Genomic DNA, 12,224 nt, shown 5'->3' with positions numbered 1-12,224 from the left:
AAGAACACAAAAACAACATCAGATCGGAGTGGAGCGTATGGCGTATTCAGGTAAGGTGGATATTCAGCAGGTGATCGACGAGAGTCGCTTTTCAGGGTTTCACTGGCTGCTCATTGTGCTGGGCTTTCTGGTTCTGGCGATCGATGGCTTTGATACGGCAGCGATGGGTTACATCGCGCCTACGCTGTCGGCAGAATGGGGGATACACAAACAGGATCTGGGGCCGGTGCTGAGCGCAGCGCTGCTGGGGCTGTCGTTGGGCGCGCTGATCGCAGGTCCGGTATCGGACCGGATGGGGCGCAAGCGGGTGCTGGTCTTTTCGTGTCTGTTCTTCGGCCTGGCAAGCCTGGGCACGGCCTGGGCGCAAAGCCTCAATACCCTGACGCTGTGGCGCTTTCTGACGGGCCTGGGGCTCGGCGCCGCCATGCCGAACGCCATTACGCTGATCTCCGAGTTTGCCCCCCAGCGCTGCCGCGCCATGGCGATTAATACCATGTACTGCGGCTTCCCTCTGGGCGCGGCGGGCGGCGGCGCGATCTCGTCCTGGCTTATCCCCCACCACGGCTGGCGAAGCGTGCTGCTGACCGGCGCGATTGCGCCGCTGATTTTAACGCTGCTGCTGGCGCTGTTTTTACCGGAGTCCGTGAAGTTTCTGGTGCAGCGCGGGAGAGACGTCATGCAGGTCCGCCGCATTGCCAGCCGGTTCGCCCGCGGCACGCTGGAGAGCGTCTCGGGCTTTTTCCTGGCGGAGGAGAAAATCGCGTCTAAAAAAGGGAGCGTGTCGCAGCTGTTTTCCATGCCCTGGCTGCCCGGCACCCTGATGCTGTGGGTGACCTATTTTATGGGACTGGTCATTTACTACGTCCTGCTGAGCTGGATGCCGACGCTGATGCAGGGGATGGGTTATGCGCTGAAGGAATCCGCCTGGCTCACCTCGCTGTTCACCTTCGGCGGCACCGCCGGCATCCTGCTTGCAGGTTGGATGATGGACCGCTGGGAAGCGCACAGGGTGGTTGCGTGTGGTTTCGTGCTGACGATGGGCCTTATTCTTTTGCTCGGCATTGAGCATAACCATATCGCCCTGTTTGGCGGGTTGATTTTCCTGATGGGGATCGCGATGAACGGCGCGCAGTCGGGCATGCAAACCCTGGCCGCCACCTTTTACCCTACCGAGTGCCGCGCGACGGGTATCGCCTGGATGCAGGGGATCGGCCGCTTTGGCGGCGTGGCGGGTACCATGACCAGCGCCCAGCTTCTTTCGATGCAGTGGCAGGCAGACAGTATTTTAATGATCCTCAGCGTGCCCGCTCTGGTGGCCGCTGCGGCAACCGTCTACAAAATGCTGTACAGCCGCTCGCAGGAACCCGGCGTCGCGTAGTTCCTCTCTTTTCTGCTATTCTGCCCCCGCAATTAAGGGGGCAGCATGCTTAACATCGTTTTATTCGAACCAGAAATTCCGCCGAACACCGGCAATATCATCCGCCTGTGTGCCAACACCGGTTTTCGTCTGCACATCATTGAGCCGATGGGCTTTACGTGGGACGACAAACGTCTGCGTCGCGCAGGGCTGGATTATCATGAATTTACCGCCGTCGTTCGCCACCACGATTACGCCGCGTTTCTGGAAGCCGAGCAGCCGCAGCGCATGTTCGCCCTGACCACCAAAGGCACGCCAGCACACAGCGCCGTGAGCTATCAGGCAGGTGACTATCTGATGTTTGGCCCGGAAACCCGCGGCCTGCCGGCCACGATCCTGGATGCCCTGCCCGCCGAGCAGAAAATCCGTATTCCGATGATGCCGGACAGCCGCAGCATGAACCTGTCGAACGCGGTGTCGGTCGTGGTGTATGAAGCCTGGCGCCAGCTGGGTTACCCGGGCGCCATTCTCAGAAGTTAAATGCCGTCACCATACTCGAAGGTATGGTGAATGCCGTTGAAGTGCTGATCCATGTCCATGGACGGCTTATCGCTGTCTGGTTTACCGACGATGCGCGCCGGTACGCCAGCGGCAGTGGTATGCGGTGGCACAGGCTGGAGCACCACGGAGCCTGCACCGATCTTCGCGCCGCGCCCGACTTCGATATTGCCGAGGATCTTGGCGCCCGCGCCAATCATCACCCCTTCACGAATTTTTGGATGGCGATCGCCGCTGGTTTTACCGGTACCGCCCAGGGTGACCGACTGCAGGATCGAGACGTCATCTTCAATCACCGCCGTTTCCCCGACGACAATCCCGGTAGCGTGGTCGAGCATGATCCCGCGGCCAATCTTTGCCGCCGGGTGAATATCGACCTGGAAGGTCACGGAAACCTGGTTTTGCAGGAAGATCGCCAGCGCGCGGCGGCCTTCATTCCACAGCCAGTGGCCGATGCGGTAAGCCTGCAGGGCGTGGAAGCCTTTCAGGTACAGCAGCGGCGTAGAATATTTATCGACCGCCGGGTCACGCGTGCGCACGGCCTGGATATCACAGGCGGCAGAGGCGATCATTTCCGGGTCTGCGGCGTACGCTTCCTCCACCACTTCACGAATGGCGATAGCTGGCATGATCGAGGAAGCCAGCTTGTTGGCGAGCATATAGCTGAGCGCGCTGCCGAGGTTTTCGTGCTTGAGTAGCGTTGCGTGGTAGAAACTGGCCAGCATAGGCTCACAGTCGGCCAGCGCCCGGGCTTCGGCTTTAATGTTGTTCCAGACGATATCCAGTTCTTCACACGGCATTGCTTACTCCAGACGATAGTTAATGACCAGCCAGTTCTGCGCTGGCTGGGTCATTCAGATGACAACGGTTCCGACTAATTACTGCTGCGCTCGTCCTTGCGCGCACGACCTAATAAGGTCAATGCTGCCTCGCGCGCATTTTTTCCGCAATACAATACCTGATAAATTTCCTCGGTTATTGGCATTTCGACACCGAAACGGTGTGCCAACTCGCGGACTTCTTTGGTATTGCGGTAGCCTTCAACCACCTGACCAATCTTCTCCTGCGCGCCTTTTACATCGCTGCCCTGTCCGAGCATCATGCCAAAGCGGCGGTTACGAGACTGGTTGTCGGTACAGGTCAGCACCAGGTCGCCCAGGCCTGCCATCCCCATAAAGGTGGCCGGATCGGCACCCAGCGCTTCGCCCAGGCGGGACATTTCGGTCAGCCCGCGGGTGATCAGCGCCGTACGGGCGTTGGCACCAAAACCAATGCCGTCGGACATCCCGGCGCCAATCGCAATCACGTTCTTCACCGCCCCGCCCAGCTGCACGCCGATAAAATCGGGGTTGCTGTAGACGCGGAAGCTCTTGCCGCAGTGCAGCAATTGCTGGAGATCGTCGGAGAAGGCCTGGTCGGTGGAAGCCAGCGAAATCGCCGTCGGCAGGCCAGCGGCCAGCTCTTTGGCAAAGGTCGGGCCGGAGATGACCGCCAGCGGGATCTCATCACCCAGCGCTTCGCGGGCAACGTCCTGCAGCAGGCGTCCGGTTTCGGCCTCCAGTCCTTTTGTCGCCCAGACAATGCGCGCATCCGGGCGCATCAGCGGCTTAATCTGACGCAGTACGTCGCCAAAGACATGGCTCGGAACCACAATCAGAATGTTGCGGCTGGCCGCCAGCGCGGTCGCAAGGTCGCTTTCAAGGTGCAGGGAGTCAGGGAACGGAACGTCCGGGAGAAACGCAACGTTGCAACGATCGCGCTGCAGCGTAGCGATATGTTTTGGGTCGTGGCCCCACAGGACCACGTCGTGACCATTTCTTGCCAGGGTAATGGCAAGAGCGGTGCCGTATGAGCCGGCACCGATCACAGTCATTGACGCATTAACAGTGCTCATCAGGCATCCTGATGTTGTTCAGCACCTTCGCCAGCCTGCTGCTGCAGATAGTTCATGAACAGCGCATCAAAGTTAACTGGCGCAAGGTTCAGTTGCGGGAATGTACCGCGAGAAACCAGGCTGGTGATGCATTCACGTGCATACGGGAACAGAATGTTCGGGCAGTACGCACCCAGGCAATGCGCCATCTGGTTGCCTTCGATACCGCCGATAGAGAAGATGCCGCCCTGCTGTACTTCACACAGGAATGCAGTTTCTTCGCCCAGAGACGCGGTAACGGTCACACGCAGCACGACTTCATACACGTCATCTGCCAGTTGGGTAGATGCGGTATCCAGATCAAGTTTAACCTCTGGCTGCCAATCTTTCTGGAAAACGTGTGGCGCATTTGGCGCTTCGAAAGAGACGTCCTTGGTGTAGATACGCTGGATCTGGAAAGTCATTTCGGTGTTGTTTTGTTCTGACATGGAAATACCCTTTTTAATTGTCCTAAAGTCTCTTAGCTCAGCAGCGGATCGAGTCCACCACGGGCGTCGAGCGCATACAAGTCATCACAGCCGCCAATGTGCTGCGCATCAATAAAAATCTGTGGAACCGTCGTACGACCACTACGTTGGATCATCTCTTCGCGTTTAATCGCGTCACCGTCGATCGGCAGTTCCTGGAACGTGACGCCTTTGCTGTTCAGCAGCGCTTTCGCACGATGACAGAACGGGCACGTCGCTTTGGTATAGATCTCAATATGGGCCATGACTGAACTCCTTATTTACCGCGCACCAAAGGAAGATTTTCCCCGCTCCAGCCGGAAATACCTTCTTTCAGTACCGTTACGTTTTCGAAGCCTGCTTTATGAAGCGCGCTGGCAGATTCCTGTGCCTGCATGCCGGTCGCATCCACAACGATAATCGGCTGGGCTTTGTGTTTCTCAAGCTCACCGACGTTGTTCGCTTTGATTTCAGCTGGCAACAGGTTGATTGCGCCCGCAATGTGACCTTTGCGGAAATCGTCACGCTGACGCAGATCGACAACGACGGCATCTTCTTTGTTAATTAGACGCGTCGCTTCACCACGGGTGATAACCTTAATCTTAGACGTCAGGCTCTTAAATGTGGTGAACAGCACAGCAGCCAGCAGGCCAATCCACGCGATGCTCAGAACCGGATGGCGGCTAACGAATTGCATAATTTCTTGCATGGAGGGTAACTACTCCCGACTAAGTGATAAAAAAAACCAGGACAGGAGTATACCTGTGCGTTCTGGCAAATACAGCCAGCGACCCTAACCTAATCCATTTTCTGCGGCATGCCACCTAAAAAAATGCCTCAAAATGGTCTGGTCAGCACCTTGCCCCTGCGCTTTCTTTGATCTTCTGCGGCTATTTGATCGATTCAGCTGTAGTAAAATTACGCAAATTTTGACTCTTGAGCATGAGGTTGTCGCAATGTCGGTTTCTAAAAAACCTATGGTACTGGTGATTCTGGATGGCTATGGCTACCGTGAAGACAGCCAGGATAACGCTATTTTCAACGCCAAAACCCCGGTCATGGATGCCCTGTGGGCAAAACGTCCGCATACGCTGATTGACGCGTCTGGCCTGGAAGTGGGCCTGCCGGACCGCCAGATGGGCAACTCCGAAGTTGGTCACGTTAACCTGGGCGCCGGGCGTATTGTGTATCAGGATCTGACGCGTCTGGATGTTGAAATCAAAGAACGCACCTTCTTCTCCAACCCAACGCTGTCTGGCGCGGTTGATAAAGCCGTTGCCGCTGGCAAGGCCGTTCACATCATGGGCCTGCTCTCTGCAGGCGGCGTTCACAGCCACGAAGATCACATCATGGCGATGGTTGAGCTGGCCGCTGAACGCGGTGCGGAAAAAATCTATCTGCACGCCTTCCTGGACGGTCGCGACACGCCACCACGCAGTGCAGAAGGCTCCCTTAAAGCCTTTGAAGACAAATTCGCCGCGCTGGGCAAAGGCCGCGTGGCGTCTATCATTGGCCGTTACTACGCCATGGACCGCGACAACCGCTGGGATCGCGTTGAACAGGCCTATGACCTGCTGACCCTGGCAAAAGGTGAATTCCAGTTCGCGACCGCAGTTGAGGCCCTGGAAGCGGCTTATGCACGTGATGAAAATGACGAATTCGTGAAAGCATCCGTGATCCGTGCTGAAGGCCAGGCTGATGCCGCCATGGAAGACGGCGATGCGCTGATCTTCATGAACTTCCGCGCAGACCGCGCGCGCGAAATCACCCGTGCGTTCGTCAACAGCGACTTCGACGGTTTTGCCCGCAAGAAAGTGGTGAAACTCGACTTCATCCAGTTGACCGAATACGCGGCAGACATCAAGGCCCCATGCGCGTATCCGCCCGCCTCGCTGGCCAATACCTTCGGCGAGTGGATGGCGAAGAACGACAAAACGCAGCTGCGTATCTCTGAAACCGAGAAGTACGCGCACGTCACCTTCTTCTTTAACGGCGGCGTTGAAGAGCCGTTCAAAGGCGAAGACCGCATTCTGATCAACTCCCCAAAAGTCGCCACCTACGATCTGCAGCCAGAGATGAGCTCTGCAGAATTGACTGAAAAACTGGTTGCGGCCATCAAGAGCGGTAAGTACGACACCATCATCTGTAACTACCCGAACGGTGACATGGTCGGTCATACCGGGGTGATGGAAGCGGCAGTGAAAGCGGTTGAAGCGCTGGACCACTGCGTTGAGCAGGTTGCGAAAGCGGTTGAATCCGTTGGCGGCCAGCTGCTGATCACCGCGGATCACGGTAACGCTGAACAGATGCGCGACCCGGCGACCGGCCAGGCGCACACGGCCCATACCAACCTGCCTGTTCCGCTGATTTATGTGGGTGATAAGTCACTGAAAGCAGTGGAAGGCGGCAAGCTTTCTGACATCGCGCCAACCATGTTGTCGCTGATGGGGATGCCGATCCCTGAAGAGATGACTGGTAAGCCGCTGTTCATCGTGGAATAATCGCTCCCCATGAGGGGAAAGGCGATTTTTTCAATCACATGGGTCGTGAAGCCGCTTAGGTTATCAGTCAGACCTCTGTTTTACGCCAGCGCACTCAGCGCTGGCGTATTGCTGTGCGCCGCATCCGCCCATGCGGATGACCGCGACCAGCTGAAATCTATTCAGGCCGATATCGCCGCCAAAGAGCGTGCGGTGCGCCAGCAGCAGCAGCAGCGCTCCACCCTGCTCGCCCAGCTTAAGCAGCAGGAAGAGGCGATCTCCGCCGCCACGCGTAAACTCCGTGAAACGCAAAACACCCTCGCCCAGTTGAATAAACAGATCGACGAGATGAACGCGTCAATTGCCAAACTCGAGCGCCAGCGCGATGCGCAGGAGCGCAATCTTGCCGCACAGCTTGATGCCGCATTCCGTCAGGGTGAACATACCGGACTCCAGCTGATCCTCAGCGGCGAAGAGAGCCAGCGCGGCCAGCGCCTGCAAGCCTACTTTGGCTATCTCAACCAGGCGCGTCAGGAGACGATCGCGCAGCTGAAGCAGACGCGCGAAGAGGTCTCCACGCAAAAAGCCGAACTGGAAGAGAAGCAGAGCCAGCAGCAGACGCTGCTCTACGATCAGCAGGCCCAGCAGGCGAAGCTCGAGCAGGCGCGCAACGAGCGTAAGAAAACCCTGGCCGGTCTCGAGTCCTCGATTCAGGAAGGACAGAGCCAGCTGAGCGAAATGCGCGCCAACGAATCTAAACTGCGTAACAGCATCGCCCGTGCGGAAGCCGCGGCGAAAGCGCGCGCCGAAAAAGAGGCTCGCGAGGCGCAGGCCGTTCGCGACAAGCAGCAGGAAGCCTCCCGCAAAGGCACCACCTACAAGCCAAGCGAGAGCGAACGTTCCCTGATGTCGCGTACCGGCGGCCTGGGCTCACCTCGCGGTCAGGCTTTCTGGCCCGTTCGCGGTTCAATTCTGCATCGCTATGGCGAACAGCTGCAGGGTGAGCTACGTTGGAAAGGGATCGTTATCGGTGCGTCTGAAGGTAGCGAAGTGAAAGCGATTGCCGATGGCCGCGTGATTCTGGCCGACTGGCTGCAGGGTTACGGACTGGTGGTGGTGGTCGAACACGGTAAAGGTGATATGAGCCTTTACGGCTACAACCAGAGCGCGCTGGTCAGCGTCGGCACGCAGGTGCGCGCGGGCCAACCCATCGCCCTTGTGGGCAGCAGTGGCGGTCAGGGCCGCCCGTCACTCTATTTCGAAATTCGTCGTCAGGGTCAGGCGGTCAATCCACAGCCGTGGTTGGGAAGATAAGTTTTGCTTCAATTTCGTCGAATCGTTTTCTCCGTCGTCAGCGCGCTGGCGCTGGCTGCACCGGTATACGCAGGTAAGCTCGCTATCGTGATTGATGACTTTGGTTATCGTCCACACTATGAAAATCAGGTGCTGGCGATGCCGTCGGCCATCTCCGTCGCCGTCCTGCCGAATGCCCCTCACGCGCGTGAGATGGCGACCAAAGCCCACAGCAGCGGGCATCAGGTGCTGATTCACCTGCCCATGGCCCCGCTCAGCAAGCAGCCGCTGGAAAAAGATACCCTGCGCCCGGATATGAGCAGCGAGGAGATCGAGCGCATCATCCGCGACGCCTACAACAAGGTGCCGTATGCCGTAGGGCTGAACAACCATATGGGCAGCGCGATGACCTCCAGCCTGTACGGGATGCTAAAAGTGATGCAGGCGCTGGAGCGTTACAATCTCTACTTCCTCGACAGCATGACCATCGGCAACAGCCAGGCGATGCGCGCCGCTCAGGGAACGGGCGTAAAGGTGATTAAGCGCAAGGTATTCCTGGATGACACCCAGAACGAAGCCGATATTCGTATGCAGTTCAATCGCGCGGTACAGCTGGCCCGCCGTAATGGCTCGGCCATTGCCATCGGTCACCCGCACCCGTCTACCGTTCGCGTCCTGCAGCAAATGCTGCCGACCTTACCTGCCGATATCACGCTGGTACGCCCGAGCGATCTGCTGAACGAACCGCAGGTGGATACCTCTACGCCAAATTCTGCGCAGCCCGTCCCGACAGCGCCGCGTAATCCGTTCCGCGGCGTGAAGCGCTGTGTACCGAAGCAACCGCCTGAACCGGTCTATGCGACCCGCTTCTTCTCCGTTATCGGAGACAGCATCAGCAACAGCACGCTGGTGAAATACGTCCAGCAGCAATGGCAGGGATGGGGTAAGAAAGCCTGACGATAAAAAAGCCACCGTCATGGTGGCTTTTTTATCACTTCAGTTCGAAAGTGCCATCAAGGATCTGGCTATATATTGTCGGCTGGCCGTTGTTTGAAGTACGGTAAGACCCTTTATAAGACAATTTATAGATGCCTATAGGGTCTTCCATAAATTTCTGTTGTAGTTCAAGTGAGAAATGCTCATTCATGCTATTTTTTAGTAAAAAACGATTTTCACCGAGCACAGGCGGAGATAAAATAATCTTTCTTGAGTGGCTATCGTTTTCGAAATAATAACAAAAGATATAATCCATTAAAAAATAATCTATGATTTTATCATGCTTTTGCCAGTATTCTAAAAGTACATTCATTACATTACCGATTAAATAGCCATTTTTCTCGGAAACCAGAAAATATGTTGTCCAGAAACCTTTACTAATAGTCCCAGAGCAATCTGCTGGAGTGAAACGCAAAGAACAAAATGAGTAACTGGCAAGGTAGGAAGGTAAATCCTGAGCCATAAATATGGTAGAGTCAAGCCACACACCGCCATATTTATACAATAAGCAGCAACGTAATAAATCAGAGAAGTGAGCTTTACCGATCAATCCTGAATTATATTTCTCAATAATCACACCAGGTAGTGTGAGAAAATCCGAAAAATTATTTTCAGTAATAATTATAATCTCATATCCATTTGAGTGTTTATAAACAGAGTCGATACAGCGTTTAACCAACTCAGGCGCGCTATCGAGCCCCTGGAACCAGCAGATCCAGATGATGCGTGATTGTTCCGATTCAGTTAGTTGCGCAGCGTCAGGCTGAACATGCAGTTCATCAATAATGCTAAAAATTGTCTCTTTTTTCTTCCGCTCAAAATGGCTGGCCGCACGCTGAAAAAGAGAAAAACCCGTTTTTTTGTGCCAGCGTCGGGTTTTCTTGATGAGCTTATTCGTTGCATTGAGATTCATCATTTCACCTTAATAAATTCAGAATAGCTCTTTTAGCGTACGACGAAGCAGTTTCATTTTTAACTTAGCGTCTTTTTTACGTCCTCGTAATAAACAATTCATACGAGTCGATTTAAACCCACGAAAAGACATGAGCTGGAACAAGTTATTACTGCGAGTAACTTCAGACATGTACTGTCGATATTTAAAATAGAGCTTACGGTACGCATTGTATTTTTTAACTTGCGACGTAATCCGATCGCTCCCGTGTTCAGCATCTACCATCGCCGTACTGAAACTGTACTTGATACCTGGACCATATTTCAGAATTAATTTAATCCAGACGTCGCGATCTTGCTGTTGTTTAATTTCAGGAGAAAATCCGCCTACCCCTAATAGTTTTTCTTTAGTGGTCAAGACCTGATTGCCCACCACGTTTTCGCACAAAATATCCTGTAGCGCAATTATCCTTTTATCATCAGTATCCGGATAAGTGCGGTGGGTTTTATCCAGCCGGGCGGGGGTATCCGTCACAAAGGCATACTTATCATCATACCGCTCAGCGAGTTTCGTCAGACGTTCTGGCAGGAAATAATCGTCATCATCCAGCCCCGTCACAAACACGCCGTGCGATAGCGCATACCCCCGGTTACGGCTGAAGTTTGAACCGCTGTTCTTTTCGTTACGTTCGTAGATGAAATGCACAAAACGCGCTTCACACTCCGCGCGCATACGCTCGATAAGTTGAGCGGTTTGCTCATTAGAACAATCATCGACAATAACCAATTCTACCGCAGGGTATGTCTGAGCAATAACTGAACGAATTGCGCGCTCCAGCAACGCCTCTCTGTTGTAGGTGGTGATGATTACTGAAATCAGTTCGTTCATGGCATGCTCGTCTGGTAAAAGGTATTTCTCCATCGGGAGAATACCTTTTTCCCGATGGAGAATCAAAACGATTACTTAATGACCTTATGGTGTTTGTTCTGTTCAAGGAAAACAATCGACATTATCAACGTCAGCATCCAGGCTACAGGGGTTGTTTTTGAATAGAACATCACGCCACCTACTCCGAACATAACAATCGAGACCAGGAAAGCGAAAAGAATAATACTTTTACGGATACGTAATGCATACCAGCCAAGCGATATAACAAACAGAATATAGAGAATAACGCCTGAAGGACCTTTTACAGAAAGCGTTTCAACGATTTCATTATGAAGATGACCACGAATGTGATCCAGTGCACCTGACAGGCTTGGATCTTTATTAACTTCATCAATTATTTTTGCGTTTCGCTCATCAGTAGACTGCCATAAATAACTATTTTTAGATGCAGCTAATCCCACCTTCCACATAGCAAAACGAGCCCCAACAGAAGTGGCACTGTTCGCTTTATCATAGGAAGCGATGTCATTATTAAAGTCATTATAACGCTGTGTCAGACTGTCTTTCATCATAAATGCGCCTGCCAGCAAAGCGATCAGAAAAACAGACACCCCCTTCCACGGAATATGCTTGTCCCGGTACAGCTTAAATACCATCAAGCCGAAGAAAATAATCGGATAGGTCAAAATAGCTGCCCGCGTTTCTGTCGCCACCAGTACCAGGAAAGTAATAAAGAAGTGCGCGAGTATAAACAGCTCTTTCCATCGACTTGAACTGTGTTGTAGCACCAGAATCGTATAGAACGAGATAAACGCAATGGTATAGGCAGCTCCTGTTGCATCAGCTCCACCAGCAAGGGAGAGCGTTACCCTTTGGTTTTCAAGAAACAGGTGCTGGTACCCGGCGTAGACAACAATCATCACCTGCAATGCGATAGCCAGCAGCATATGAATCTTATTGCTACCTACTTTGAGCTGATTACGGTTCACAAACACGAAGATGGAAAATGCTCCGAACAGGCAGATTTTCCCGACTTCAAGATAAGCGCGATATGAGTTGATCGCCGCACTATCAACCTTATACATTCGATACCAGACCAGATCGCAAATCCCGATGATCAACAGGACCAGACAAAGCCAGAATGCATCATTCTTTCTGAAATTTTTAATATCCAACAAGAAAATAACGAATGCGGTAACACCCGCCAGGCCGAAAATTTTGGCAGATAAATTGGGTGAAACAACTACGCAACCAAAAGCGATAGCACACAGTCCAAAGAGTAATTGCAACAACGCAAACTGGACCTTATCTCGTTCTACATTAATCATCATTATTCCATTTACTAAGAAGGCAAAGCAGGCTAGCACACTGCTAAATGCAA

The 12,224-nt window shown here is 53.6% G+C and carries 13 protein-coding genes; 5 read left to right on the top strand and 8 right to left on the bottom strand.

From position 1 onward, the window contains the following. The first annotated feature begins 37 nt into the window (after nucleotides 1–37). Together ACDO57_RS20575 and trmL are read left to right on the top strand one after the other, a co-directional pair. Nucleotides 38–1,378 (top strand): MFS transporter, encoded by a 1,341-nt coding sequence (locus tag ACDO57_RS20575; RefSeq protein WP_370884525.1) that lies wholly within the window; start codon nucleotides 38–40, stop codon nucleotides 1,376–1,378. 45 nt (nucleotides 1,379–1,423) lie between these two features. Next, a complete protein-coding gene (gene trmL / locus ACDO57_RS20570; protein ID WP_109845874.1) occupies nucleotides 1,424–1,897 on the top strand; it encodes a tRNA (uridine(34)/cytosine(34)/5-carboxymethylaminomethyluridine(34)-2'-O)-methyltransferase TrmL in 474 nt (157 codons plus the stop codon). On the opposite strand, the gene cysE is transcribed toward trmL, so the two are convergent. From cysE to ACDO57_RS20545, 5 genes are all read right to left on the bottom strand, one after another. Next, nucleotides 1,894–2,715 carry a serine O-acetyltransferase gene (gene cysE / locus ACDO57_RS20565; RefSeq protein WP_008502718.1) on the bottom strand — a complete coding sequence of 274 codons (822 nt, stop codon included), beginning with the start codon at nucleotides 2,713–2,715 and terminating at the stop codon, nucleotides 1,894–1,896. The genes trmL and cysE overlap by 4 nt on opposite strands. Nucleotides 2,716–2,789: 74 nt before the next feature. Then, on the bottom strand, nucleotides 2,790–3,809 hold the full coding sequence (gene gpsA / locus ACDO57_RS20560) for an NAD(P)H-dependent glycerol-3-phosphate dehydrogenase (RefSeq protein ID WP_032650747.1): 1,020 nt from the start codon (nucleotides 3,807–3,809) through the stop codon (nucleotides 2,790–2,792). Next, the gene (secB, locus tag ACDO57_RS20555) at nucleotides 3,809–4,276 is read right to left on the bottom strand and encodes a protein-export chaperone SecB (RefSeq protein ID WP_003860835.1); all 468 of its coding nucleotides are present in this window, start codon (nucleotides 4,274–4,276) and stop codon (nucleotides 3,809–3,811) included. The genes gpsA and secB overlap by 1 nt, the downstream gene beginning before the upstream one ends. 32 nt (nucleotides 4,277–4,308) lie before the next feature. Beyond that, nucleotides 4,309–4,560, bottom strand: coding sequence for a glutaredoxin 3 (grxC, locus tag ACDO57_RS20550; RefSeq protein ID WP_008502715.1), 252 nt, complete (start codon nucleotides 4,558–4,560; stop codon nucleotides 4,309–4,311). Nucleotides 4,561–4,571: 11 nt separating this feature from the next. Further along, nucleotides 4,572–5,003, bottom strand: coding sequence for a rhodanese-like domain-containing protein (locus ACDO57_RS20545; protein ID WP_023309913.1), 432 nt, complete (start codon nucleotides 5,001–5,003; stop codon nucleotides 4,572–4,574). Between the two features lie 247 nt (nucleotides 5,004–5,250). Between ACDO57_RS20545 and gpmM the strand changes: the two genes are divergently transcribed. The 3 genes from gpmM to ACDO57_RS20530 are packed head-to-tail and all read left to right on the top strand — an operon-like array spanning nucleotide 5,251 to nucleotide 9,024. Further along, nucleotides 5,251–6,795, top strand: a complete 1,545-nt coding sequence (gene gpmM, locus ACDO57_RS20540) for a 2,3-bisphosphoglycerate-independent phosphoglycerate mutase (RefSeq protein ID WP_090420381.1) — start codon at nucleotides 5,251–5,253, stop codon at nucleotides 6,793–6,795. Nucleotides 6,796–6,828: 33 nt separating this feature from the next. Next, complete coding sequence (envC, locus tag ACDO57_RS20535) at nucleotides 6,829–8,088, top strand: murein hydrolase activator EnvC (protein ID WP_248273245.1); 1,260 nt, start codon at nucleotides 6,829–6,831, stop codon at nucleotides 8,086–8,088. A 3-nt stretch (nucleotides 8,089–8,091) separates the two neighbouring features. Beyond that, on the top strand, nucleotides 8,092–9,024 hold the full coding sequence (locus ACDO57_RS20530; RefSeq protein ID WP_370884524.1) for a divergent polysaccharide deacetylase family protein: 933 nt from the start codon (nucleotides 8,092–8,094) through the stop codon (nucleotides 9,022–9,024). A 34-nt stretch (nucleotides 9,025–9,058) separates the two neighbouring features. Here ACDO57_RS20530 and ACDO57_RS20525 read toward each other — a convergent pair whose 3' ends face one another. From ACDO57_RS20525 to ACDO57_RS20515, 3 genes are all read right to left on the bottom strand, one after another. After that, the gene (locus ACDO57_RS20525) at nucleotides 9,059–9,979 is read right to left on the bottom strand and encodes a capsular polysaccharide synthesis protein (protein WP_370884523.1); all 921 of its coding nucleotides are present in this window, start codon (nucleotides 9,977–9,979) and stop codon (nucleotides 9,059–9,061) included. Between the two features lie 15 nt (nucleotides 9,980–9,994). Then, entirely contained in the window at nucleotides 9,995–10,843 is an 849-nt protein-coding gene (locus ACDO57_RS20520) for a glycosyltransferase (protein ID WP_024906613.1), read from the bottom strand. 71 nt (nucleotides 10,844–10,914) lie between these two features. Continuing rightward, nucleotides 10,915–12,174 (bottom strand): O-antigen ligase family protein, encoded by a 1,260-nt coding sequence (locus ACDO57_RS20515; protein WP_368073431.1) that lies wholly within the window; start codon nucleotides 12,172–12,174, stop codon nucleotides 10,915–10,917. Nucleotides 12,175–12,224: the final 50 nt, after the last annotated feature.

The sequence above is a fragment of the Enterobacter cloacae complex sp. 2015409 genome (genome assembly GCF_041365315.1).
Classification (GTDB): domain Bacteria; phylum Pseudomonadota; class Gammaproteobacteria; order Enterobacterales; family Enterobacteriaceae; genus Enterobacter; species Enterobacter pseudoroggenkampii.
Note: the sequence above shows the minus strand (reverse complement) of the source record. Positions and strands in the feature narration are given on the sequence as shown.